Origin of the sequence: Streptomyces sp. NBC_01334 (genome assembly GCF_035983595.1) — a bacterium.
Classification (GTDB): domain Bacteria; phylum Actinomycetota; class Actinomycetes; order Streptomycetales; family Streptomycetaceae; genus Streptomyces; species Streptomyces coriariae.
Genome location: NZ_CP130718.1, coordinates 6,337,073 through 6,360,872, shown reverse-complemented (window position 1 = coordinate 6,360,872; position 23,800 = coordinate 6,337,073). Strand labels below are relative to the sequence as shown.

At 71.8% G+C, this 23,800-nt stretch carries 25 protein-coding genes; 12 read left to right on the top strand and 13 right to left on the bottom strand.

Annotated elements, in window-relative coordinates; translation table 11 throughout:
- Window positions 1-411: 411 nt before the first annotated feature.
- Window positions 412-1,542 carry a magnesium and cobalt transport protein CorA gene (locus tag OG736_RS28695; RefSeq protein ID WP_314221378.1) on the top strand — a complete coding sequence of 377 codons (1,131 nt, stop codon included), beginning with the start codon at window positions 412-414 and terminating at the stop codon, window positions 1,540-1,542.
- Window positions 1,543-1,574: 32 nt separating this feature from the next.
- Entirely contained in the window at window positions 1,575-2,093 is a 519-nt protein-coding gene (locus OG736_RS28690; protein ID WP_327184966.1) for a hypothetical protein, read from the top strand.
- Window positions 2,094-2,145: 52 nt separating this feature from the next.
- Here OG736_RS28690 and OG736_RS28685 read toward each other — a convergent pair whose 3' ends face one another.
- Window positions 2,146-2,898, bottom strand: coding sequence for a hypothetical protein (locus OG736_RS28685; protein WP_327184965.1), 753 nt, complete (start codon window positions 2,896-2,898; stop codon window positions 2,146-2,148).
- Between the two features lie 193 nt (window positions 2,899-3,091).
- Here OG736_RS28685 and OG736_RS28680 point away from each other — a divergent pair, with 193 nt between their 5' ends.
- From OG736_RS28680 to OG736_RS28670, 3 genes are read left to right on the top strand one after another with little or no spacing between them, the layout of a single operon-like run.
- Window positions 3,092-4,387, top strand: a complete 1,296-nt coding sequence (locus tag OG736_RS28680) for a magnesium transporter MgtE N-terminal domain-containing protein (protein ID WP_267018540.1) — start codon at window positions 3,092-3,094, stop codon at window positions 4,385-4,387.
- Window positions 4,377-4,973 (top strand): DUF1003 domain-containing protein, encoded by a 597-nt coding sequence (locus tag OG736_RS28675; protein WP_327184964.1) that lies wholly within the window; start codon window positions 4,377-4,379, stop codon window positions 4,971-4,973. The genes OG736_RS28680 and OG736_RS28675 overlap by 11 nt, the downstream gene beginning before the upstream one ends.
- Before the next feature lie 43 nt (window positions 4,974-5,016).
- Window positions 5,017-6,150, top strand: coding sequence for an Mrp/NBP35 family ATP-binding protein (locus OG736_RS28670; RefSeq protein ID WP_327184963.1), 1,134 nt, complete (start codon window positions 5,017-5,019; stop codon window positions 6,148-6,150).
- Window positions 6,151-6,247: 97 nt separating this feature from the next.
- On the opposite strand, the gene OG736_RS28665 is transcribed toward OG736_RS28670, so the two are convergent.
- The 5 genes from OG736_RS28665 to sigE form a co-directional block, all read right to left on the bottom strand.
- Complete coding sequence (locus tag OG736_RS28665; protein ID WP_327184962.1) at window positions 6,248-6,907, bottom strand: hypothetical protein; 660 nt, start codon at window positions 6,905-6,907, stop codon at window positions 6,248-6,250.
- 169 nt (window positions 6,908-7,076) lie between these two features.
- Window positions 7,077-7,547, bottom strand: a complete 471-nt coding sequence (locus tag OG736_RS28660; protein WP_020127918.1) for a sec-independent translocase — start codon at window positions 7,545-7,547, stop codon at window positions 7,077-7,079.
- A gap of 248 nt (window positions 7,548-7,795) precedes the next feature.
- Window positions 7,796-9,550: a S1C family serine protease gene (locus tag OG736_RS28655; protein ID WP_442817088.1), complete on the bottom strand. Its 1,755-nt coding sequence runs from the start codon at window positions 9,548-9,550 to the stop codon at window positions 7,796-7,798.
- A gap of 517 nt (window positions 9,551-10,067) precedes the next feature.
- A complete protein-coding gene (locus OG736_RS28650; protein WP_327184960.1) occupies window positions 10,068-11,033 on the bottom strand; it encodes an anti-sigma factor family protein in 966 nt (321 codons plus the stop codon).
- Window positions 11,030-11,746 carry an RNA polymerase sigma factor SigE gene (gene sigE, locus OG736_RS28645; RefSeq protein ID WP_327187740.1) on the bottom strand — a complete coding sequence of 239 codons (717 nt, stop codon included), beginning with the start codon at window positions 11,744-11,746 and terminating at the stop codon, window positions 11,030-11,032. The genes OG736_RS28650 and sigE overlap by 4 nt, the downstream gene beginning before the upstream one ends.
- A 239-nt stretch (window positions 11,747-11,985) precedes the next feature.
- Between sigE and OG736_RS28640 the strand changes: the two genes are divergently transcribed.
- Complete coding sequence (locus tag OG736_RS28640; RefSeq protein ID WP_078615599.1) at window positions 11,986-12,684, top strand: O-methyltransferase; 699 nt, start codon at window positions 11,986-11,988, stop codon at window positions 12,682-12,684.
- Window positions 12,685-12,841: 157 nt separating this feature from the next.
- Here OG736_RS28640 and OG736_RS28635 read toward each other — a convergent pair whose 3' ends face one another.
- Window positions 12,842-13,009 (bottom strand): DUF3117 domain-containing protein, encoded by a 168-nt coding sequence (locus OG736_RS28635; protein ID WP_003966491.1) that lies wholly within the window; start codon window positions 13,007-13,009, stop codon window positions 12,842-12,844.
- A gap of 379 nt (window positions 13,010-13,388) precedes the next feature.
- On the opposite strand from OG736_RS28635, the gene OG736_RS28630 reads away from it, so the two are divergent.
- The gene (locus OG736_RS28630) at window positions 13,389-14,180 is read left to right on the top strand and encodes a 2-cyclohexenylcarbonyl CoA isomerase (protein WP_327184959.1); all 792 of its coding nucleotides are present in this window, start codon (window positions 13,389-13,391) and stop codon (window positions 14,178-14,180) included.
- Between the two features lie 77 nt (window positions 14,181-14,257).
- Here OG736_RS28630 and OG736_RS28625 read toward each other — a convergent pair whose 3' ends face one another.
- Both OG736_RS28625 and OG736_RS28620 read right to left on the bottom strand, forming a co-directional pair.
- Window positions 14,258-14,845, bottom strand: a complete 588-nt coding sequence (locus tag OG736_RS28625; protein WP_327184958.1) for a DNA-3-methyladenine glycosylase I — start codon at window positions 14,843-14,845, stop codon at window positions 14,258-14,260.
- Window positions 14,842-15,204 carry a DivIVA domain-containing protein gene (locus OG736_RS28620; protein WP_028806537.1) on the bottom strand — a complete coding sequence of 121 codons (363 nt, stop codon included), beginning with the start codon at window positions 15,202-15,204 and terminating at the stop codon, window positions 14,842-14,844. Before OG736_RS28620 ends, OG736_RS28625 begins: the two co-directional genes overlap by 4 nt.
- A 124-nt stretch (window positions 15,205-15,328) precedes the next feature.
- Between OG736_RS28620 and folP the strand changes: the two genes are divergently transcribed.
- Window positions 15,329-16,189, top strand: coding sequence for a dihydropteroate synthase (gene folP, locus OG736_RS28615; protein WP_327184957.1), 861 nt, complete (start codon window positions 15,329-15,331; stop codon window positions 16,187-16,189).
- Window positions 16,190-16,310: 121 nt separating this feature from the next.
- On the opposite strand, the gene OG736_RS28610 is transcribed toward folP, so the two are convergent.
- Window positions 16,311-17,069: an LOG family protein gene (locus OG736_RS28610; protein ID WP_057603272.1), complete on the bottom strand. Its 759-nt coding sequence runs from the start codon at window positions 17,067-17,069 to the stop codon at window positions 16,311-16,313.
- A gap of 148 nt (window positions 17,070-17,217) precedes the next feature.
- Window positions 17,218-18,297, bottom strand: a complete 1,080-nt coding sequence (gene dapE / locus OG736_RS28605) for a succinyl-diaminopimelate desuccinylase (RefSeq protein WP_327184956.1) — start codon at window positions 18,295-18,297, stop codon at window positions 17,218-17,220.
- Window positions 18,298-18,391: 94 nt separating this feature from the next.
- Here dapE and OG736_RS28600 point away from each other — a divergent pair, with 94 nt between their 5' ends.
- Window positions 18,392-19,396: a heavy metal transporter gene (locus OG736_RS28600; protein WP_327184955.1), complete on the top strand. Its 1,005-nt coding sequence runs from the start codon at window positions 18,392-18,394 to the stop codon at window positions 19,394-19,396.
- 312 nt (window positions 19,397-19,708) lie between these two features.
- Window positions 19,709-20,158: an ATP-binding protein gene (locus OG736_RS28595; protein ID WP_327184954.1), complete on the top strand. Its 450-nt coding sequence runs from the start codon at window positions 19,709-19,711 to the stop codon at window positions 20,156-20,158.
- 98 nt (window positions 20,159-20,256) lie between these two features.
- On the opposite strand, the gene OG736_RS28590 is transcribed toward OG736_RS28595, so the two are convergent.
- Together OG736_RS28590 and fdxA are read right to left on the bottom strand one after the other, a co-directional pair.
- Complete coding sequence (locus tag OG736_RS28590) at window positions 20,257-21,354, bottom strand: bifunctional succinyldiaminopimelate transaminase/glutamate-prephenate aminotransferase (protein ID WP_327184953.1); 1,098 nt, start codon at window positions 21,352-21,354, stop codon at window positions 20,257-20,259.
- A gap of 120 nt (window positions 21,355-21,474) precedes the next feature.
- Window positions 21,475-21,795 (bottom strand): ferredoxin, encoded by a 321-nt coding sequence (gene fdxA / locus OG736_RS28585; protein ID WP_003973842.1) that lies wholly within the window; start codon window positions 21,793-21,795, stop codon window positions 21,475-21,477.
- Between the two features lie 140 nt (window positions 21,796-21,935).
- Here fdxA and OG736_RS28580 point away from each other — a divergent pair, with 140 nt between their 5' ends.
- Both OG736_RS28580 and OG736_RS28575 read left to right on the top strand, forming a co-directional pair.
- On the top strand, window positions 21,936-22,931 hold the full coding sequence (locus OG736_RS28580) for a GNAT family N-acetyltransferase (RefSeq protein ID WP_327184952.1): 996 nt from the start codon (window positions 21,936-21,938) through the stop codon (window positions 22,929-22,931).
- A complete protein-coding gene (locus OG736_RS28575; RefSeq protein WP_327184951.1) occupies window positions 22,928-23,770 on the top strand; it encodes a transglutaminase family protein in 843 nt (280 codons plus the stop codon). The genes OG736_RS28580 and OG736_RS28575 overlap by 4 nt, the downstream gene beginning before the upstream one ends.
- Window positions 23,771-23,800 lie beyond the last annotated feature (30 nt).

The following is a 23,800-nucleotide window of genomic DNA, read 5'->3' as shown; positions in this document are numbered from 1 at the left end:
CGGGGCAGCACGCAGAAGCGTCGCGATCTTGCCCCGACGCAGACGAGACTCCCTTACGAGGGACCGGCTGGAGGAGGTGGGGCTGTCATGGATCGAAGTCACCCGTGCAGTACCACTCGCTCTTCCTGCCGCTGACGCAGCTGCTCCGGCTTCTTGGCCCCCGGCTGGTCGCCATCTCTCGCGCTCATCTTCATGCGGAAGAGCACTTCGTTTCCTTTTTCACCTGATCTGCTCGATCTGTCTGATCTGCCAGATCTCTCCGGTCTGATTCAGTAGCGAAGCTCGCCACCGCGACGGAGCGGTGCTCCCCGCTTTGTGGACGTGCCAAACCTCCGCACTCAGGACGTCCTCATTCCGGGCAGTTCCACCCGTCGTGGCGGTCTTTCTTTGCTAGTCGCGAAGGAGCCTGCCATGTCGATGATCCGCGACCTCCGTGCCGTTGTCCGCCCGGCCCGTCCCTCCCTGCGCAAGGGGGGCGGGCGTACGGACACCGGCGCCTACGACACCACCCGCGACCCCGCGACGCCGTCGGCCGTCGTCGACTGCGCGGTCTACCGCGACGGCGCGCGCGTCACCTACGCGCAGCCCCCGACCCCGCAGGAGGCCATGCGCCAGGTGCGGCGCGACGGAGGCTTCGTGTGGATCGGCCTGCACGAGCCGACCGAGGCCGAATTCGCCGGTATCGCAAGCGAGTTCGGGCTGCACCCGCTGGCCGTGGAGGACGCCGTGCAGGCGCACCAGCGGCCCAAGCTGGAGCGCTACGACGACTCCCTCTTCACGGTCTTCAAGACCATCCACTACATCGAGCACGACCGGCTCACGGCCAACAGCGAGGTCGTCGAGACCGGTGAGGTCATGTGCTTCACCGGCAAGGACTTCTTCATCACCGTCCGGCACGGCGGCCAGGGCTCGCTGCGCGCGCTGCGCCACCGCCTCCAGGACGACCCCGAGCTGCTCGCCAAGGGCCCCTCGGCGGTGCTGCACGCCATCGCCGACCACGTCGTCGACGGCTACATCGCGGTCGCGGACGCCGTCCAGGACGACATCGACGAGGTCGAGACGGAGGTGTTCTCGCCGGGACGCAAGGGCACCCCGCGCGGCACTGACGCCGGCCGGATCTACCAACTCAAGCGTGAGGTACTGGAGTTCAAGCGCGCCGTGTCGCCGCTGCTGCGGCCGATGCAGCTGCTGAGCGAGCGGCCGATGCGGCTGGTCGACCCCGACATCCAGAAGTACTTCCGGGACGTCGCCGACCACCTCGCCCGGGTCCAGGAGCAGGTCATCGGCTTCGACGAGCTGCTCAACTCGATCCTCCAGGCCAACCTCGCGCAGGCGTCCGTCGCGCAGAACGAGGACATGCGCAAGATCACGTCCTGGGCCGCCATCATCGCCGTACCGACGATGGTGTGCGGGGTGTACGGGATGAACTTCGACTACATGCCGGAACTGCACTGGAAGTTCGGCTATCCCGTGGTCATGTCGGCCATGGTGGCGCTCTGTGTCGGCATCCACCGCACGCTGAAGCGCAACGGCTGGCTGTGAGGATCCCGGTACCGGCTGGCTAGGGTTGTGCCATGACAAGAGAGCTGCTGCTCGACCAGGCCCTCGTCGAGGAGGCCACCAAGAAGTCGGGCCTCGTCTGGGTCCAGGGCGCCGGTGAACCGGCCGCGCGTGCGCTGTGGCACGTGTGGCACGAGGGCGCGGTCTGTCTGGTCGGCGACGGAACCGGGGAGCAGCCGCTGTCCGGGCTGACCGAGGGCGGTTCGGCCGAGGTCACCGTCCGCAGCAAGGACAAGGGCGGCCGGCTGGTCTGCTGGACGGCGAAGGTCGTCACCCTCGCGCCGGGCTCCGAGGCGTGGCAGGCGGCCGTCGCCGAGCTCAAGGGCAAGCGGCTGAACGCGCCCGACGGCGAGGCGATGACCGAACGCTGGGCGCGCGAGTGCCGGGTGCTCCGCCTGGAGCCGACGGGGGCCACGCTCCCCCTGCCCGAGGGGGATCTGGCGGCGCGGCCCGTTCCCTCGCCCGCCACCACGCGAGAGCCGGCGCCGGCGGGACTGCCGAAGCTGCTCCTGCGCAAGCGCAGACGCGCGTAGCCGGTACCGCGAGCGGTCGGTACCGCGAGCGGTCGGTGCCGCGCGCGGCCGCTCACGAGGTCGGGAGCTGCTTCCCGTAGTCCACCGTCTCGTCCTTCGCCGGTTCCTCCAGGGCGAAGTCCTTGCCCCAGGAGGAGAAGCTCAGCGTTCCGGCTCCACCGGCGCGCTCCAGGCGCAGCGGGTAGGGCTTGCCCTCCAGCGACACGTCCAGCTTGCCGCCGGAACCGCCGTCGCCGGTGATGCGGATCGTCCGGACGCCGGACTGCTCGTGGTGGCCGTCGGTGGCCAGCGAGCCGTGCAACGTCAGCAGACCGTCGAGGAGGAGGTCCTTGTCCGTGAAGCCGCTGAACTTCTTGTACGAGGGGTCGCCCGTCGGCACCTTCACGTACTTGCCGTCGAGCTTGTCGGCGGCCGCCGTGTCCGAACCGTCCTCGCCGGACTTGCCGTCCTCCTTGTTCCAGAACGCCGCGTCGGCCTTCAGGTACAGCTGCTCGCCGACCCGCAGCAGATGGAAGGTGGCGCCCTCCGCGGTGACCGACCCGGTGCCGCCGTCCGCCTTCAGGCTCATGTCCAGCTTGTACGTGTGCCCGCTGGTGACCACGCTCCCGGAGAGCCGCACCGCGTCCACGGCACCGGCCGCGGCCTTCGTCTTCGCCTGGATCTGCGCGGCGGACAGCTTGCCCACCCCGTTCGTGCCCGCGTCCGGATCCTCGCCGCACCCCGTCAGTCCCATGCCCACGACCAGTGCGCACATCGCGCTCACCAGTGAGGCGCGGCGAGTTCGGCCCTGGGGAATCGCAGTCACAGAGAAGGCCGCCTTTCTGCGGGGGTGTGCTGAGCGGCGTACGGCAGCGTACCGGGGTCGCGGTGCGCGAGCTGAGCCAGTCCGTCCGGACCGCCCACCAGGGCGGATCCGATCGGGACGGGCTAGCCTGAAGCCCGCACGAGCGGGCAATTGGGAAAAGAACATCACCGGCAACAGAAGAAGGAGGTGCGGTATGGCGGCGGGCGCCCCGCGGATCTTCGTCTCGCACCTCTCCGGCGTTCCGGTCTTCGACCCGAGCGGCGACCAGGTGGGGCGGGTGCGTGATCTGGTCGTCGTGCTGCGGGTGCGGCGGAGGCCGCCGAGGGTGCTCGGACTGGTCGTCGAACTGTCCACCCGGCGCCGCATCTTCCTGCCCATGACCCGGGTGACCGGCATCGAGTCCGGCCAGGTCATCACCACCGGCGTGCTCAACGTCCGCCGCTTCGAACAGCGGCCCACCGAGCGCCTCGTCTTCGGGGAACTGCTCGACCGGCGCGTCACGCTCGGCGAGACCGGCGAGGAGGTCACCGTCCTCGACGTGTCGGTGCAGCAGCTGCCTGCCCGCCGGGACTGGGAGCTCGACCGGGTCTTCGTGCGCAAGGGGAAGAAGGCGAGCGCCTTCCGGCGGGCGAAGGGCGAGACGCTGACCGTGGAGTGGTCGGCCGTCACCGGGTTCTCGCTGGAGGAGCACGGACAGGGCGCGGAGAGCCTCCTGGCCACCTTCGAGCAGCTGCGCCCCGCCGACCTCGCCAACGTCCTGCACCATCTGTCGCCGAAGCGGCGCGCGGAGGTCGCCGCCGCGCTCGACGACGACCGGCTCGCCGACGTCCTCGAGGAGCTCCCGGAGGACGACCAGATCGAGATCCTCGGCAAGCTGAAGGAGGAGCGTGCGGCAGACGTCCTGGAGGCCATGGACCCCGACGACGCGGCCGACCTGCTCTCCGAACTCCCGGAGCAGGACCAGGAGCGGCTGCTGAGCCTGATGCAGCCCGACGACGCGGCCGACATGCGGCGCCTGATGTCGTACGAGGAGCACACCGCGGGCGGTCTGATGACCACCGAACCGATCATCCTGCGCCCCGACGCCACCGTCGCCGACGCCCTCGCGCGGGTGCGCAACCGCGACCTCTCCCCCGCCCTCGCCGCGCAGGTCTACGTCTGCCGCCCGCCCGACGAGACCCCGACCGGGAAGTACCTCGGCACGGTCCACTTCCAGCGGCTGCTGCGCGACCCCCCGTACACGCTGGTCAGCTCGATGCTCGACGACGATCTGCAGGCCCTGGCGCCGGACGCGGCGCTGCCCGTCGTCGCCGGGTTCTTCGCGACGTACGACATGGTCGCGGCGCCCGTCGTCGACGAGGCGGGCTCGCTGCTGGGCGCGGTGACCGTGGACGACGTCCTGGACCACATGCTGCCGGAGGACTGGCGGGAGACGGAGTTCCACCTCGACGAGGACGCGACCGAGGAGGTGGGCCCGCATGGCTCCTGACCGCGAGACCGGGCGCGTCGACCGCACCCCGGTCGGCGCCACGGCGACCAGCCGTCCCCGGGCCCGGCTGGACCAGCCACGGCCGCCCCGGCACCGGATCCTGCCCGAGTGGGACCCGGAGGCCTTCGGGCGGCTGTCGGAGCGCATCGCGCGGTTCCTGGGCACCGGGCGGTTCATCGTCTGGATGACGATCGTCATCATCGTCTGGGTGCTGTGGAACATCTTCGCCCCGCGCGACCTGCGCTTCGACAACTACCCCTTCATCTTCCTGACCCTGATGCTGTCGCTCCAGGCCTCCTACGCGGCCCCGCTGATCCTGCTCGCGCAGAACCGGCAGGACGACCGTGACCGGGTCAACCTGGAGCAGGACCGCAAGCAGAACGAGCGGTCCATCGCCGACACCGAGTATCTGACCCGGGAGATCGCCGCCCTGCGGATCGGTCTCGGCGAGGTCGCCACCCGCGACTGGATCCGCTCGGAGCTCCAGGACATGGTCAAGGAGCTGGAGGAACGGCGGGACGGGCATCGCGAACATGCCGTATTCCCGGCAGAACGGTCGCGGGGACGTGACGTAGAAGACCGGTGACGGGCTTACCTGCGCCCCCGCCGGGCCCCGTACCATCGTCCTTATGGCTAGCGAAGACGCGGTGCGCGAGGCATTGGCGACGGTGAACGACCCCGAGATCAACCGGCCCATCACCGAACTCGGGATGGTGAAGTCGGTGGAGATCGGCGTGGACGGGACGGTCGCGGTCACCGTGTACCTGACGGTCTCCGGCTGCCCGATGCGCGAGACGATCACGCAGCGGGTGACCGACGCGGTCTCCCGGGTCGACGGCGTCACCCGCGTCGACGTCACTCTCGACGTCATGAGCGACGAGCAGCGCAAGGAACTGGCGAACGCCCTGCGCGGCGGTCAGACCGAGCGCGAGGTCCCGTTCGCCAAGCCCGGCTCGCTGACCCGGGTGTACGCGGTCGCGTCCGGCAAGGGCGGCGTCGGCAAGTCGTCGGTGACGGTGAACCTGGCGGCGGCGATGGCGGCCGACGGTCTGAAGGTGGGTGTCGTCGACGCCGACATCTACGGTCACAGCGTGCCGCGCATGCTGGGGGCGGACGGCAGTCCCACCCAGGTCGAGAACATGATCATGCCGCCGTCCGCGCACGGCGTGAAGGTCATCTCCATCGGCATGTTCACCCCGGGCAACGCCCCGGTCGTCTGGCGCGGCCCGATGCTGCACCGCGCGCTCCAGCAGTTCCTGTCCGACGTGTACTGGGGCGACCTGGACGTGCTGCTGCTCGACCTCCCGCCGGGCACCGGTGACATCGCGATCTCCGTGGCGCAGCTGGTCCCGAACGCCGAGATCCTGGTCGTGACGACCCCGCAGCAGGCGGCGGCCGAGGTGGCCGAGCGGGCGGGCTCCATTGCCGTCCAGACCCACCAGAAGATCGTCGGCGTGGTCGAGAACATGTCCGGTCTGCCCTGCCCGCACTGCGGGGAGATGGTCGACGTCTTCGGCACGGGCGGCGGACAGTCGGTGGCCGAGGGCCTCACCCGCACGACCGGCGCGAACGTCCCCGTGCTCGGCTCCATCCCGATCGACGTCCGGCTGCGCGAGGGCGGCGACGAGGGCAAGCCGGTCGTCCTGACCGACCCCGAGTCCCCGGCGGGCTCCGCCCTGCGGGCCATCGCGGGCAAGCTGGGCGGCAGGCAGCGCGGTCTCTCGGGACTGTCGCTCGGCATCACGCCCAGGAACAAGTTCTAGCCCGGCGCTCCGGCCCGGCCGCGAGCCCCGCATCGCCTTCCCACGACAGCGGGGGCGCCGTCCGGCACGGACGGCGCCCCCGCTCTCGTACGGCTGATCAGGCGTAGGTCTCGATGTCCTTGATCATCGCGAAACCGAGGCCGTACGCGCTCATGCCCCTCCCGTACGCCCCCACGTGCACCCCTTGCGAGGTCGAGCCGGCCAGCACCCAGCCGAACTCCGACTCGCGGTAGTGGAAGGACGTCGGCACGCCGTCGACCGGCAAGGACAGCGTCGACCAGTCCGACCCCCCGAGGTCGTCGGCGAGGACCCACGCCGTCTCTGTCTGCTGGTCCAGCCAGTCGTCGCGCAGGCTGTGGTCCATCTGGCCCGGCCAGGTGAAGGTCAGCAGGCCCACCCCCGCCAGCCAGGCCGCCGAGGACACCGAGGTGGCCTCCAGCAGGCCCGTGCCGTCCGGGCTGCGCCGTACGGGGTTCGCGGCGACGGTCACCACGACCGCGAACTTCCCGCGGTCCTCACCGGCCGTCTCGTGCCGTACGGAGGGTTCGTCGCCGTGACCGATGGATCCGTGCTCGACGGCCCCGTCGGCCGCCGCACCCACCTGCATCAGCCAGCGCGGCCCCGTGAAGGCCTCGTCGAGGCCGTACCAGGGGAAGGGTGCCTCCAAGTAGCCGTCGACCGTACGCCGGGCGGAGGGGACCTGTTGTCCGCCCTCCGCGGCCGGCGTCTGCTCGACTGCCCGACTCGTCGTCTCCATGTGCCCGGACGCCTCCTCGTTCTCGACGGAACGACCGGCCCGCCCCCCTTCGGGCGTACTCGTCCGCTCCGCACAACAACCAGGCAGCATAGCCACCCCGCTCGGCGCTGCCGGGAAGCCGCCCGGCGCGTGCGGCGTGCGCCCCCTCACATCGGGGGGCGCGAGTCACTCAGGTGGCGTCCGCGTCGTAGGGCGGACGGTCGTCCTTGGCGGGCTCCTCGGGCTTCTTGGTCATGTCGATACGACCGTCCCCCGAAGACGCCGCCGAACCCGACGAAATCGCCGAGGCGGCCGAACCCGAGACGGCGGCGTCCGTGTCGCGGCTGTGGACCGCGTCCGTGACCTCGGCCATCTCCTTCTTCAGGTCGAAGCCGTTGCGGATCTCCTTGAGCCCCAGCTCGTCGTTGTCCAGCTGCTTGCGGATGAACGTCTTGGGGTTGAGGTCCTCGAACTCGAAGTCCTTGAACTCCGGGCCCAGTTCGCTGCGGATGTCCGCCTTGGCGCTCTCCGAGAACTCACGGATCTTCCGGACGGTACGCATCACGTCCTGGATGACCTTCGGGAGCTTGTCAGGACCGAAGACGAGCACGGCCAGGACGACGATCGTCACCAGCTCGAGCGGTCCTATGTCATTGAACACCTGAAGCTCCTTGCGATGTCCGCGGCCCTCGGCTCTCGGCCCTCGGTGGTCAAGTCGGGTCTTCCGTGGTCCGGGCCGGGTCCACGGTACCTGTCGCACCTGTCCGACCGGTACCGTCCGGGGGCGTCCGAGTACGTGTACACGGCCGGTTTTCCGCGTTGTTTGCCTTGTGGGACCGGGTTTCGGGACCCGACCTGTGACGTTTCTGTCAATCCCTGGGAAAGCGCCGGAAAAGGGGGCGGGCCGCGTCAGCCGCCGCCGGACGAGCCGAGGACCAGGGTGAGCGTGCGTTCCCCGCCGTCCCGTTCGATCGTCAGCGCCAGCCGGTCGCCGGGACGGTGGGCGCGGGTCTTGACGATCAGCTCCTCGCCGGAGTGGACGCGCCGGCCGTCGATCTCCGTGATGACGTCCCCCGCGCGGACGCCGGCCCGGTCGGCGGGCCCGCCCGCGGTGACCGGGTCGCCCGCGGCGCTGTCCGCCGTACCGACCCGGGCGCCGTCGCCCGCGTAGTCCATGTCGAGCGTGACGCCGATGACCGGGTGGGTCGCCCTGCCGGTGTTGATCAACTCCTCGGCGACGCGCTTGCCCTGGTTGACCGGGATGGCGAAACCCAGGCCGATCGAGCCGGCCTGGGCGGTGCCGGAGTCGGTGCCGTCGTCGGCGGAACGGATGGCGGAGTTGATGCCGATGACATGACCCTGCGCGTCGAGGAGGGGGCCGCCGGAGTTCCCCGGGTTGATCGGCGCGTCGGTCTGGAGGGCGTCGACGTACGACACGTCGCTCCCGTCCCCGCTCCCGCCGCCGGCGGTGATGGGTCGCTCCTTGGCGCTGATGATGCCGGAGGTGACGGTGCCCTCGAGGTCGAAGGGGGCGCCGATGGCGACGACCGGGTCACCGACCCGGACGTTGTCGGAGTTGCCGAGGTACAGGGGCTTCAGCCCCTTCACCCCGGTCACCCTCACCACGGCGAGGTCGTAGCCGCTGTCCCGGCCGACGACCTCGGCCTCGGCGGTCTGGCCCCCGTTGAACACGACGGTTATCCGGCCGTCGCCTCCGGCGGGCTCGACGACGTGGTTGTTGGTGAGGATGTGGCCGAGCGAGTCGAGCACGAAGCCGGTGCCGGTACCGGACTCCTCGCTTCCGCTGACATGCAGCGTCACGACGCCGGGCAGGGCGCGCGCGGCGATTCCCGCCACGCTGTCCGCGGACCGCCCGGTGGGCGCCGCGGCGGCCTGCGGCAGCTCCACCGGGTCGAGCCCGCCGTTGCGCTCCAGATAGACGCCCACGGCTCCGCCGAGCCCGCCGGCGACCAGCGCGATGGCCAGCGCTCCCCCGACCAGCCGCCCCCGCAGCTGCCTGCGCTGCTGGGACTCGGTGAGGACGTCCGTCCCGGGGTGCCGGCCGAGCCCGCCCGCACCCTGGTACTGAAGCGGCCCACCGACGAGCGCTCCGCGCCCCGGGCCTCCGGAAGCCGTGGCCCCGGCGAGGGGGTCGGCGGACCAGGGGTCGTAGCGCTGCCAGGGGTCGGCAGCAGGGAGCGTGGGCCCGGGATCCCCGCCGGACACCTGCCCCCCGACCGAACCGACGGCGGGTGCGCCGGGCACGGCGGGCGTCGCGGGCGACGCGACGGGCACGGCAGGTGCACCGGGCGCAGCGGAGGTGGCAGGTGCGGCGGGCATGACAGGTGCGGCGGGCATGACAGGTGCGGCGGGCGCGATCGGCCCGGCGGGCGCGGCGGACGGGACGGGCGTGGCCGGCGTGGTGGCCGTTCCGGGGCCCGCGGATTCCACCGTCGACGGCGATGTGGTGGGCGCGGGCACGGGTGTGCCCGGCGCGGCGCCATGCCCGGCCTGGGCGGGCGTGGCGGTCGCCGTCGGGTGCTGGACCGGTGGCGCGGGCGCCCAGGGGCCCGGTTCGCCGTACGGCGGGGTGCTGTAGGGGTCGGGATCGTGCAGGGGCTTGGGCCGCTCGTCGGTGACCGGTGGCGGCTCGGTGGGAGGCATCTCGGCGGAGACGACGGCGTCGGCTCGAACTGCCGGAGCCTCCGAGCCGATCCGCTCCGCCGGTGCCCCCGGGACAGCCAGGGCCTCCGAAGCAGCCGGAGCAACAGGCGCAACAGGCGCAACAGGCGCAACCGACGGGACTGGGAGTGTCGGCGGAGGAGCCGTTTCCGCTGCGGGGCGGCTCAGTTCGTAGTCGCCGTCGTCGGCGGTGGGTGCCGGCCGTGCGGGTCGGGCCAGTTCGAAGTCGCCTTCGTCCTCGGTCCTGGTCGACGGCTCGCGGCCGACGGCCTCCTCGGGGGCCGGCTCCGCCGTCGTGGCGTCGACCGGGTCCGCGGGGCTCTGTCGCCCCGGGGACGCCTGCGGTCGAGGCCGGCTCCACCACTTCGCCCTCGTGGGCTTCCCGTCGTCCATGCTCTCCCCCACCCGCCTTCGCGCCCGGCTGCCTGGCAGGGCGCGGTCCTCCCCGGATCCTCCCTGGATTCAACCAGGTTCGTGGCGGAGCGGCGCAGGGCCCGGGTCAGCGGGCGTTCTGCGAGGAAGGCGAGGTGGAGGTGGCGGGGACGGGTGCGGCGAGCAGACCGGGCCCGGTGACCTCCGCAGCGGTGGTCAGGGAGGTCAGGGTGATCGGCGGGGTGGTGCCGAGCGGGCGTATCAGCGGGGACATCACCGCGGCGCCGGCCACCATGGGCGAGGTGAGCCGGTGCAGGGCCTGTTCGACCGGACCGGCGGCCGGGGCGGGCACGCCGGGCAGCAGCGGTGCGGACACCTCGGTCGGGGCAGCGGGGGTGTCGCCGAACTGGCCGCCCTGGGAGAGCAGCGGGCCGACCGAACGGCGGCGCTGGTTCTCCGGCGACGTCGCCGAGCCCGTGCCCGGGGTGCGGGCCGGTGTCACATTGCTCCCGGAGCCCGCGCCCCCGCGACCGTCCGCGGTGGTGTCGATCGGCGCGACGGTCGTCATGCCGCCCAGCGCGATGGCGGCCAGCGACACCGCGCCGGCGGCGACGAACGCGAACCGCATACCGCGCGAACGCTCGGCGTCATGGCGGTCGCCACGGCCGACGGGGTGGATGCGGAAGCCGCGGTCCGAGGCCGGTGACAGGAGGGAGCCGTGGCCATGGGCGGGTACGTAGCCGAACTCGAACGGCTCGTCCCGTCTCGTTCCGCTCACTCCGAAGACTCCGTCGCCGAACCCGCCCCCGCCCAGGGGCGTGCCGCCGGCGTCCGGGTCGCCTCCCCCGGGAAGCCCCTGGAGGCGGGCCAGGAAGCTTTCGGAGGGGGCCGGCGGGGCGACTTCCGCGAAGACGTTCTTCAGCCGACGCTGCGCGTCGACCTCCGACTTGCATTTCGGGCAGGTCGCCAGATGCGCCAGCACCCGCTCGCGGGTGTCGTGACCGAGTTCGCCGTCCACCAGGGCGGAGAGGCGGTCTCCGAGGTGCTGCTCCGCGAGGAGCCTCTCGGCGGAGTTGTGTCGGGATCCACTCACGCGGTCGCTCCCCTTCCTCCTCCCAGAGCGGGCACGCGGGGTACGAAGGAGCGGCGCTCGGCACGCGCTTCGGGCGAGCGGTGCGCGAGGGCCTTGCGCAGCTGCGAACGGCCGCGGTGGATGCGCGAGCGGACCGTGCCCAGCTTGACGCCCAGGGTCGCGGCGATCTCCTCGTAGGACAGGCCTTCGATGTCACAGAGGACGACCGCGGCGCGGAACTCCGGCGCCAGGGTGTCGAGGGCCTGCTGGACGTCCGCGTCGAAGTGGGTGTCGTTGAAGAGCTGCTGAGGGGTGGGCTCCTTGCTGGGCAGCCGCTCGGCCGCGTCGTCGCCCAGCGCGTCGAAGCGGATGCGCTGCTTGCGGCGGACCATGTCCAGGAAGAGGTTGGTGGTGATGCGGTGCAGCCAGCCCTCGAAGGTGCCCGGGGTGTATGTGGAGAGGGAGCGGAAGACGCGGACGAAGACCTCCTGGGTGAGGTCCTCGGCGTCGTGCTGGTTACCGGTCAGACGGTAGGCGAGCCGGTAGACCCGGCCACTGTGCATGCTGACGATCTCCTCCCACGTGGGCGGAGTCCACGCCTGCCCGTCCGCGTCGGTGGAGAAGGTCGCGGTCTGGGCGGGGCCGGCGGCGGTGCCTGCGGCCTGGCTGTGGTCAGCAGCGGTGTCGTTCACGGATTTCGGCCTGCCTGCCGAACCGAGAAAGCGCCGCAGCACTCCTCCCCGATCCACGGGCGCGGCCGCACCTCCCCTGTCGGCTCTGGTGGTGATGTCCAGCGGAGCCCCTACCATAGCCACCTCGCCCGTTAGCTCCGGATAAGCGGTTTTACGAGAAATTGATCTGTGCTGATACGGCTCATACGGCTGCGTCAGCACTTGCTCGACACCCGGTCCCTCGTCGTGATCCAACTGTGTCCCCCCCGTTGTCGTTCCCACCCCTTCAAACGCGCGGTCCCATCTGCGGGTTCCCGGCGGCAACGGATACAGTCACGCCCAGGCAACCACGGGGACAGGAGAGGGTCATTAGCGGCAACCGGCAGGCAAGCTGGGCGTTCGCCGACGCCTATGCCGCCGAGGACGAAGCGCTGCACTGGGCCCGTGACCGGGCCCGCGAGGCAGGGCTGCGCTCGGTGTCGCCGAGCACGGGCGCCGCGCTGCGGATGCTCGCCGCCACCGTGGACGCCAAGGCGGTCGCGGAGATCGGTACCGGCACCGGCGTCTCCGGGATCCACCTGCTGCACGGAATGCGCCCGGACGGCGTCCTGACGACCGTCGACCCCGAGCCGGAGCACCAGCAGTTCGCCCGCCAGGCCTTTCGCGCCTGCGGCTTCGCCAGCAACCGGGCCCGGTTCATCCCCGGCCGCGCGCTCGACGTCCTGCCCCGCCTCGCGGACGCCGGCTACGACCTCGTCTTCTGCGACGGCGACCGCCTGGAACTCATGGAGTACCTCGCTGAATCGTTGCGCCTGCTGCGGCCGGGAGGACTCGTCGTCTTCGAGGGTGTCTTCGCCAACGGCCGCACGGTCGATTCCGGACCGCAGCCCACGGAGGTCATAAGGATCCGGGAGCTGCTGCGGGCGGTGCGCGAGAGCCAGGAGCTGGTGCCTTCGCTGCTCCCCGTGGGCGACGGACTGCTGTGCGCGGTCAAACGCTGAGTACGAAGGTGCGCGGATCGTGCCCGGCAAGCCCGTGGGCGGCCTTTGGGCCTTTCGGGCCGTGCGGCCCCGACGGACCGCGGGAAAGCTGACAAAACAACCGCTCCGGCACCCTGAAGGATGCCGGAGCGGTCGAAAGAGTAGGGTCGCTTGCGCGTCAGCCGACGACCTTCTTGAGGGCGTCGCCGAGCGCGTCGGCCTCATCGGGGGTCAGCTCGACGACGAGTCGACCGCCGCCTTCGAGCGGAACGCGCATGACGATGCCCCGCCCCTCCTTGGTCACCTCGAGCGGGCCGTCACCCGTTCGCGGCTTCATGGCCGCCATGCTCGTTCCCCTTCCTGAAACCAGCTCATCGCCAAAGCCGACGGCCCCGTGGAGGGCAGCCGCGGTCCAGCGTGGGACACACGACACCGGCATCGAACACATTGCTTCCAGGCCATTATCCCGCATCTCAGGACCCGATGACCAACATCAGTCGGCATCGCTTGGGCAACGCGCGCGAGCAAAACCACTCAATTCGGCGATGTGACTGCGATACTGCACCGCCGCACGGACTTCCGCGCACCGGAAACCGTCCCGAATTCTTTGACGCAGGTCACATGTCGGGTCCGGTCCATGGACGGTGATCTCCGCCATGCTGTCCTCGTACACCGGACGTACTGACCAGTAGTACGCCGGAGCCGCGACACGGAGGGGAAACGCCATGGCCGACACCGTGCTCTACGAGGTGAGCGACGGGCTCGCGACGATCACGCTGAACCGCCCCGAGGCGATGAACGCGCTGAACGTCGCGACCAAGGTCGCCCTCCGGGACGCGGTCCAGTCCGCGGCTGCCGACGACGCCGTGCGGGCCGTCCTGCTGACCGCCGCCGGCGAGCGGGCGTTCTGTGTGGGACAGGACCTGAAGGAGCACATCGGGCTGCTGGCCGAGGGCTCGACGCAGGTGATGAGCACGGTCGCCGAGCACTACAACCCGATCGTGCGGGCGCTGACCGAGGCGCCGAAGCCGGTGGTCGCCGCCGTGAACGGGGTCGCCGCCGGAGCCGGTTTCGGTTTCGCGCTGGCCGCGGACTACCGCGTCGTGGCCGACACGGCGTCCTTCAACACCTCGTTCGCGGGGGTCGCGCTCACCGCCGACTCCGGTGTCTCGTGGACCCTGCCCCGGGTGATCGGTCCGGGCCGGGCCGCCGACCTGCTGCTCTTCCCGCGCAGCATCACGGCCCAGGAGGCGCACGAGCTGGGTATCGCCAACCGCGTGGTACCGGCGGCCTCGCTGCGCACGGCGGCCGAGCAGCTGGCGCGGATGCTGGCCGAGGGGCCGACGGTGGCCTACGCGGCGATCAAGGAGGCGATGGCCTTCGGGTCCTCCCACTCGCTCGCCGAGACGCTGAACCGGGAGGACGAGCTGCAGACGCGGGCCGGGGCCTCCGAGGACCACGCGATCGCGGTGCGGGCCTTCGTCAACAAGGAGGAGCCGAAGTACCTGGGCCGCTGAGCCCGGTCACAGGAGCGCGGGAGCGGCTTCGGGGGCTGCGGGACCGTCCAGGGCGGTCGCGCGGTTCCCCGTGCCGCTCAAGGGGCGGTTCTCACCACGCAGGTCTCCAGGTGGTCGTCCACCAGGCCGCAGGCCTGCATCAGCGCGTACGCCGTCGTGGGACCCACGAAGCGCAGGCCCCGCTTCTTCAGGGCCTTCGACAGGGCCGTCGACTCCTCCGTCACCGCCGGCACGTCGGCCAGGGTCTTCGGGACCGGCCGGCCGGCCGGGTCGGGAGCGTGCGACCAGATCAGCTCGTCCAGGTCACCGGGCGCCCAGTCGGCCAGCACGCGCGCGTTGGCGAGGGTGGCGTCGACCTTGGCACGGTTGCGGATGATGCCCGGGTCGGCGAGCAGGCGGGTGCGGTCCTCGTCGGTGAAGACGGCGACCGAGGCGATCTTGAAGTCGGCGAAGGCGGTGCGGAAGCCGGGGCGTCGGCGCAGGATCGTGATCCAGGACAGGCCGGACTGGAAGGCCTCCAGGCTGAGGCGTTCGAACAGCGCGTCGTCGCCGTGGACCGGGCGGCCCCACTCCTCGTCGTGGTAGGTCACGTAGTCCGGCGTGGACAGGGCCCAGGGGCAGCGCAGCGCGCCGTCCGCGCCGGCGACGGCACTCCCGTCGCTCACTGCTGGTCCTCCGGGGCCGGCTTCTCCATGGAGACGTGGCCGCCGCCGGCCGGGGTCCTGGCGCCCGCCAGGGCGGACTCCAGGTCGGCGATGCGGGCGTCACGCTCGGCGAGTTCGGCGGCGACGCGGTTGAGGGCGTCGTCCACGTCGGCCATGCGGTAGCCGCGGACGGCCAGCGGGAAGCGGAGGTGGTCGATGTCGGAGCGGTCGACCGGGCGGTCCGGGGGCAGCGGGTCGTGCAGTCGCTCGGGGGCGACCTCCGGCAGCGGGCCGGTGCCCTCGCCGCCGCCCACCACGGCGAGTGTCACCGCCGCGACCACGACGGCGAGCGCGATGACCAGGAACAAGAACATAACCATCGGTGGGTCCCCACGCTCGGTGTGCTCGGAGTGGATCTGCTTGGGTCCGATCGTGCCATGCGGCTCCGACAGTTAGGGTCGCAGGCGGTGGATGTGCAGGACGTACCGGGAGAGGTCACAGGGGATGCTCAGGCTGGGCAGGCGTGAATTCGGCGCGCACGAGCCGGTGATCATGGCGATCGTGAACCGGACCCCCGACTCCTTCTACGACCAGGGGGCGACCTTCCGCGACGAGCCGGCCCTCGCACGCGTGGAGCAGGCGGTGGCGGAGGGCGCGGCCATCATCGACATCGGCGGCGTCAAGGCCGGGCCCGGTGAGGAGGTCACCGCGCAGGAGGAGGCCCGGCGGACCGTGGGCTTCGTGGCCGAGGTGCGGCGGCGCTTCCCGGACGTGATCATCAGCGTGGACACCTGGCGGGCCGAGGTCGGCGAGGCGGTCTGCGAGGCGGGGGCCGATGTGCTCAACGACGCCTGGGGCGGCGTCGATCCGCGGCTGGCGGAGGTCGCGGCGCGGTACGGGGCGGGACTGGTGTGCACGCACGCGGGGGGCGCCGAGCCGCGGACCCGTCCGCACCGGGTGACGTACGACGACGTCATGGCCGACATCCTGCGGGTGACCGTGGGGCTGGCGGAGCGGGCGGCGCGGCTGGGCGTGCCGAGGGAGTCGATCATGATCGATCCGGGGCACGACTTCGGGAAGAACACCCGGCACAGCCTGGAGGCGACCCGGCGGCTCGAGGAGATGGTGGAGACGGGGTGGCCGGTGCTGGTGTCCCTGTCCAACAAGGACTTCGTGGGCGAGACGCTGGACCGGCCGGTGAAGGAGCGGGTGGTCGGGACCCTGGCGACGACCGCGGTGTCGGCGTGGCTGGGGGCGCAGGTGTACCGGGTGCACGAGGTGGCGGAGACCCGGCAGGTGCTGGACATGGTGGCGTCGATCGCCGGGCACCGGGCGCCGGCCGTGGCCCGGCGGGGGCTGGCCTAGCCCCCGCCGGAACTCTCTCGCCCCCGCCGCCCCTACCCGTCCCGTCCCGGGGGCCGCGCCCCCGGACCCCTGCCTTCGGCCTCGGCGGGCTTGTCCTCGAGCGCCGGACGGGCTGACATTCCTAGCGGCCCGCCTCCTTCGACACCAGGGCCACCGCCTCCTCCACGTCGTCCGTGACGTGGAAGAGGAGGAGGTCCTTCTCGGAGGCCTTGCCCTGGGCGATCAGGGTGTTCCGCAGCCAGTCGATCAGGCCGCCCCAGTACTCCGTGCCGAAGAGGACGATCGGGAAGCGGGTGACCTTCTGGGTCTGGACGAGGGTGAGTGCCTCGAAGAGTTCGTCGAGGGTGCCGAGGCCGCCGGGCAGGACCACGAAGCCCTGCGCGTACTTCACGAACATCATCTTCCGCACGAAGAAGTAGCGGAAGTTCAGGCCGATGTCGACGTACGGGTTGAGGCCCTGTTCGAAGGGGAGCTCGATGCCCAGGCCCACCGAGATGCCGCCCGCCTCGGACGCCCCCTTGTTGGCCGCCTCCATCGCGCCCGGGCCGCCGCCCGTGATCACGGCCCAGCCGGCGTCGACGAGGGCGCTGCCGAGCCGTACGCCCGCCTCGTACTCCGGGGAGCCCACCGGTGTGCGGGCGGAACCGAACACGCTGATCGCCGGGGGCAGTTCGGCGAGGGTGCCGAAGCCCTCGATGAACTCCGACTGGATCCGCAGCACCCGCCAGGGGTCCGTGTGCACCCAGTCGGAGGGCGCCCGTTCGTCCAGCAGCCGCTGGTCCGTGGTGCTCGACTGCACCTGGTCCCGCCTACGGAGGACCGGTCCCAGGCGCTGTTCGTCCGGTGGCTGCTTCTTGCCCTCGGGGTTCCCTGTAGCCATGGTGAGCTCCCTCCGCGATTGAGCCTCCCCGGCTCGGGCGAAGCCGAGAGCCGGGGAAGTTTGTTCCACCTCAGCGTAGATCTACGCGGGTTACGGACGGGGGACGTCGGCGTGTCCGCCCTGAAGAGCCCTCGCGCCGAACGTCCCCTCAGGCGGTGAGCCAGGCCCTCAGCCGCTCCTCGCCCGCCAGGATCTTGGCCGTCTCCACGCGCTCGTCCCGCTTGTGCGCCAAGTGCGGGTTGCCGGGGCCGTAGTTGACCGCGGGGACGCCCAGCGAGGAGAAGCGACTCACGTCCGTCCAGCCGTACTTGGGCATCGGTGTGCCGCCGACCGCCTTGATGAAGGCCGCCGCGGCCGGGTGGGAGAGGCCGGGGAGGGCGGCCGGGCTGTGGTCGTCGACCACGAACTCCGCCACCCCGCAGTCGGCGAAGACCTCGCGGACGTGGGCGACGGCCTCCGCCTCGCTCCGGTCCGGCGCGTAGCGGAAGTTGACGGTGACGACGCACTCGTCGGGGATGACGTTGCCGGCCACCCCGCCCGTGATGCCGACCGCGTTGAGCCCCTCGCGGTACTCCAGGCCGTCGATGACCGGGTAGCGCGGCTCGTAGGCGGCGAGGCGGGCCAGGATCGGGGCCGCCGCGTGGATGGCGTTGGAGCCCATCCAGCTGCGCGCCGAGTGGGACCGCTCACCCTTGGTCTTCAGCAGGACCCGCAGGGTGCCCTGGCAGCCGCCCTCCACCTGGCCGTCGGAGGGCTCCAGCAGCACCGCGAAGTCGCCCGCCAGCCACTCCGGACGGTGCTCGGCCACGTGCTTGAGGCCGTTGAGGTCGGCGGCGACCTCCTCGTTGTCGTAGAAGACGAAGGTCAGGTCGCGGTTGGGCGCCGGGACCGTCGCCGCGATGCGCAGCTGGACCGCCACCCCGGACTTCATGTCGCAGGTGCCGCAGCCCCACAGGACCCCGTCCTCGTCCAGCCGCGAGGGGACGTTGTCGGCGATCGGGACCGTGTCGATGTGGCCGGCGAGGACCACACGCTCCGCGCGGCCCAGGTTCGTGCGGGCGACCACGTTGTTGCCGTAGCGGTCCACCGTGAGGTGGGGCAGCGCGCGCAGGACGGCCTCGATCGCGTCCGCGAGCGGCTTCTCGGTGCCGCTCTCCGAACGGAAGTCGACGAGCCGCGCGGTGAGTGCGGCGGCGTCCAGAGTGAGGTCAAGCGGGGTGTCGGCCATGCCGTCGACCCTAACGCGCCCACTGGGCGTCCAGCTTTTCCGCGCTCAGCGCACGGGCCTCCTACTCCTCAGTACTCTCCAGTACCTTGTACGCGTGCCAGAGCCGTCCCCCTCTCCCAAGCGCCGCGGCCGCCTCCTCCGTTTCGGGGCGGCCTGCGTGGTCCTGTCCGCCGTCGCGGGTTATGTCGTGGTGCAGTACGTCACCGGCGGCACGGACGATCCGGGCTGCCGGGTCGTCTCGGGCGGCGCGAACGGGGCGACGTACGAGTTCACGCCGGAGCAGGCGGTGAACGCGGCCACGATCGCCGCCGTCGGCACCAACCGGGCCATGCCCGAGCGTGCCGTGGCGATCGCGCTCGCGACCGCCCTCCAGGAGTCGGGGCTGCGCAACCTCACCCACGGCGACCGGGATTCGCTCGGCCTGTTCCAGCAGCGGCCCTCGCAGGGCTGGGGCACCGAGAAGCAGGTCACGGACCCGGCGTACGCGGCGAGCATCTTCTACGAGCACCTCGCGAAGGTCCGCGACTACACCGAGCTCCCGCTCACCGTCGCCGCGCAGCGCGTGCAGCGCAGCGGCTACCCGGAGGCGTACGCCAAGCACGAGCCGGACGCCACGGTGCTGGCCGCCGCGCTGACCGGGACGGCAGCGGCCACGCTGACCTGCAACGGCCGCTCGGCCACCACGCCGACGACCACCGGTCCGGACGCGGTGCGGGCGGCGCTGGTCCGGGACTTCGGTCGGGACGCGCTCCAGCAGGCGGGCTCGGAGGCCGACGCGCAGGACGTCTCGTCCACTTCCCCGGCGGCCCCGGACGCACCGGCCGCCGAGAGCGCTGGGCGGACCGTGACGCTGCCCGTGACCGAGGACACGACCTCCGGTGGCCGCAGTGTCGGCGAGCGCGGCTGGCAGCTGGCGCACTGGGCGGTGGCCAACGCCTCGGCGCTGCGCATCGAGAGCGTGTCGTACGCGGGCCGGGAGTGGGTCTCCGGGAACACCGACAGCCGGTGGCGGGCGACCGGCTCGACCAGCGCGGAGGCCGCCGGGGCGACGGGGGCGGGCGGCGGAAACGGCAGCGTACGGATCGTCACCGCGCAGTAGTACGGGTCGTCACTCGATCGGGTCACGTACGGACCGTTCGGGCGACCTGGTGCTCAGGTTTTCGCGCCGTCACCCCCGCATCCGGCGAATCCCTTGCGGACAAAGGGCTACAGGGGTTTGACGGACTTTCACATCGGGCGGTTTTTGCCCGTTTTTATCCGCAGGCGATAATGCGACGCATTGCCAACTCTTTACGTTGGCCGTGCGCAACCTTCGCGGGCTTCGAGCGGTAGTCACTGCGTCCGGGCCCGGACAGACAGACAGTCACAGCAGTCACAGACAGTCCTTGTTCTCTCCCGTCGAAGGAGCATCATGTCCCTCCCCCTGACCCGCCGGATCGCCCGTGCCGCGCTGCTTGTCGCTGCGGGAGCGGCCGCCGGGGTCGGTGCGGCCGGCTCCGCCGGCGCGGCCCCCGGCCTTCCCGCCGCTCCGAACCTCGGCGGACTGACCGCCCTGGACGCGGCGAGCGTCGGCACCACGGTCGACGGCGCGGCGCAGAACGTCACCGGACTCGCGGGTGAGACCGGTGGCAAGGCCGTGAAGCAGACGGTGCCGGCCGCGGGCAAGACCGGCGGCAAGGCCGTGAAGAAGGCGGCGCCCGCGGCACAGAAGACGGCCGGCGAGGCGGCGGGCTCCGCCGGGGGCCTCCTCGGGGACACCGCGTCGACCGCCACCAAGGGCGGACTGCCGACGGACTCGCTCACCAAGGGCGGGCTGCCCGGCGCCGAGACCCTGCCGGTGAAGAGCCTGCCGCTCGGCTGACGCCGCGGCCCTCGAGCCGGTGACGGGGTTCAGGGTGTTCCCTGGGCCCCGTCTCGTCGTTGCGGCAGGCCGGCCGGGAGGTGGGCGCGGGACGCGTCCTAGCGGGCGAGCCGCGCGACCGCCGCCGCGATCCGCTCGTCCGTCGCCGTCAGGGCCACGCGGACGAAGTTCTCGCCCGCCTCGCCGTAGAAGTCGCCGGGGGCCACCAGGATGCCCAGCTCCGCCAGGTGGGCGACGGTGGTCCAGCAGGACTCGTCGCGGGTGGCCCAGAGGTACAGGCTGGCCTCGCTGTGCTCGATGCGGAAGCCGTGGGCGAGCAGTGCCTCGCGCAGCGCGGTGCGGCGGGCCGCGTAGCGTTCCCGCTGCTCACGGACGTGGGCGTCGTCGCCGAGGGCCGCCACGGCCGCCGCCTGCGTGGTCGCCGACGTCATCATGCCGCCGTGCTTGCGGATCTCCAGGAGCGGGGCCAGGACGGCCGGGTCGCCCGCCAGGAAGGCCGCCCGGTAACCCGCCAGGTTCGAGCGCTTGGACAGCGAGTGGACCGAGACGATGCCCTCGTACGAGCCGCCGTTGACGTCCGGGTGCAGGACCGAGACCGGGTCGGCCTCCCAGCCCAGCTCCAGGTAGCACTCGTCGGAGAAGATCAGGACGCCGTGCTCACGGGCCCAGGCCACGATCCGGGTCAGCTCGTCCTTGGAGAGCACCTCGCCCGTGGGGTTGGACGGCGAGTTGAGCCAGAGCAGCTTCAGCCCCTCCGGGTCCAGGTCCGTGGGGTCGTCGTAGACCTCGTACCCGGCGCGGGCCAGGCGGGCGCCGACCTCGTAGGTCGGGTAGGCCAGGCGCGGGTGGGCGACCCGGTCGCCGGGGCCGAGGCCCAGCTGGGTGGGCAGCCAGGCGACCAGTTCCTTGGAGCCGACGATCGGCAGCACGTGCCGGTGGGTCACACCGCGGGCGCCGAGCCGCCGCTCCACCCAGCCGGTGATCGCGTCGCGCAGCTCGGGCGTGCCCCAGACCGTCGGGTAGCCGGGTGAGTCGGCCGCGTCGATCAGGGCCTTCTGGATCAGCTCGGGGACCGGGTCGACGGGGGTGCCGACGGAGAGGTCGACGATGCCGTCCGGGTGGGCCGCGGCCGTCGCCTTGTACGGCGCCAGCTTGTCCCAGGGAAAGGTGGGGAGACGGTCGGAGACTGCGGACACGGCTTCTGGCTCACTTTCTGGTACGGGAGCTGCCCCTTCACGGCAAACGCCTCGGCCCCGCACGGCGATCTGAGGCGATCAGGCCGTACGGGACCGAGGCGGCACGAGGTGCGGGCCGCTTTACTGGTTCTGCGGCGGCAGCGCGGCGACGAAGGGGTGGTCGCGCTCGATCAGCCCCAGCTTGCTGGCGCCGCCGGGCGAGCCGAGCTCGTCGAAGAACTCGACGTTCGCCTTGTAGTAGTCCTTCCACTCCTCCGGAGTGTCGTCCTCGTAGAAGATCGCCTCGACCGGGCAGACCGGCTCACAGGCGCCGCAGTCGACGCATTCGTCCGGGTGGATGTACAAGGACCGCTGGCCCTCGTAGATGCAGTCGACCGGGCACTCTTCGATGCACGCCTTGTCCTTGACGTCGACACAAGGCTGCGCGATGACGTAGGTCACGCTGTCGTTCCTCCTCGATAGGGCGCCGGCGGGCCTCCTCAGGCTCCGCCGCCTGGCGCGCGGGAGCGCGGCGTCGTCGATGCCCGCCTCTAGTATCTCCGTTCCTGGGCATGATCCGAACAGGAGGGGTGAACTGACCTGTGGAAATCTCGGCCGCCGGACGCCTCGAGGTCCGCGTCACCACTGCTGACGTGGGCAAACGTGTCTCCGTACGATGCCTGACCGAGGCGGGTACCGCCGGGGGGAAATTCACCGACACGGTAGGCGTTCTCACATCATGGGACGACGGTGTGCTGGTGATCACACGGAAGAGCGGTGAGAGCGTCCGCGTTGACGCGTCCTCGCTGGTCGCCGGGAAGGTCGTTCCGGCCGCCCCGGCCCGCCGCCGGGGTCCGGCCGCCCGCTACGAGGAGCTCGCGCAGGTCGCCTCCCGGGCCTGGCGTCCGCTGGAGAGCGCGCGGCTCGGCGAGTGGGAGCTGCGGGCCGCCGCCGGGTTCACCCGCCGGGCCAACTCGGTGCTGCCGCTCGGCGCGCCGGGCGTTCCTCTCGACGAGGCCCTGGACGTCGTACGGCATTGGTACGGGGAGCGCGGGCTGCCCGCCTATGTGCAGACCGCGACGGGGGCCGAGGGCACCCAGGAGCTGCTGTGCGCGGAGCTGGAGCGGCGCGGGTGGGTGCGTGAGGTGAGCTCCGAGTTGTGGATCGGGGCACTGGCGCCCCTCGCCGACGGGGCGGAGGCTGAGGGGGTGGTCCTGGCCCGGGAGGCCGACGAGGCGTGGCTGGCCCGGTATCAGCGCAAGGGGGTGAGCGAGGTGGCCCTGAAGGTGCTGGGAGCGGGACCGTCGGTGTGGTTCGCGTCGGTGCCCGGGGAGCCCGGCGAGGCTCCCGCCGCCATCGGGCGGTGTGTCGTGGACGGGCGCTGGGCCGGCTTCGCGGCGGTCGAGGTCGATCCTGCGCAGCGGCGGCGGGGGCTGGCCACCGTCGTGATGGCCGCGCTCGCCCGGCGGGCGCTGGAGGAGGGGGCGTCGGCGGCCTGGCTGCAGGTGGAGGAGAGGAACGCGGGAGCGCGGGCGTTGTACGCCGGGATGGGCTTCGCGGCGCATCACGCGTACCACCACTATCGGGAGCATGCGTGAGCGGGTTCGAGGCCGGCGAGGTACGGCGGCGGTTCGCCGAGGAGGCGCGGGCCGAGCGGCCCGATCTGGCCCTGCTGTGCCTGCTGATCGGCGCGGAGCCGGACCGGGAGCTGGACGAGGCCGCACTGGACGCCGCGCAGATCGAGCTGGACCGGCTGGCCGGAGAGCTGCCGTACCGGCCCGGCGGGCCGCGGGAGTGGGCGGTGGCACTGCGGGAGCTGCTCGGCGAGCGGTACGGGTTCCGTGGCTCGGCAGCGGACTACGAGCGGCTGGAGTCGTCGCTGCTGCATCGGGTGCTGGTACGGCGGCGGGGCCTGCCGATCCTGCTGTCCGTGGTCTGGGTGGAGGTGGCGCGACGGGCCGGGGCGCCGGTGTACGGGGTCGCGCTGCCGGGGCACTTCGTGGTCGGGTTCGGGCCGCCCGCGGACCTGGAGCGCCAGGTGCTCGTCGATCCCTTCGACGGGGGGCGGATCCTGTCGGGCGATGACGCGGATTCGCTGGTCACCGCGGCGACGGGGGCGCCGCTCGAACCGTCGATGCTGGTCCCGGCGGAGCCTTTGGACGTCGTGATGCGGATCCTGAACAACATCCGGTCGTGGGCCCTGGCCCGGCCGGAGCGGTCGGATGTCGCGCTGTGGGCCGTGGAGCTGGCACTGGCGGTGCCCTCCCATCCGGCACGGTTGCGGTACGAGAAGGGGCAGTTGCTGGTGCAGCGGGGGGACTTCGTCGGCGGGGCCGTGGAGCTGGAGGAGTACGCGGGGCTGGTGCAGGTCGTGGACGAGGGGACCGCGGAGCGGGTGCGCAAGGAGGCGTTCGCCGCGCGGGCGATGCTGAACTGAGGCCCGCGGGAGGCCCGTCGGCGGCCGTCG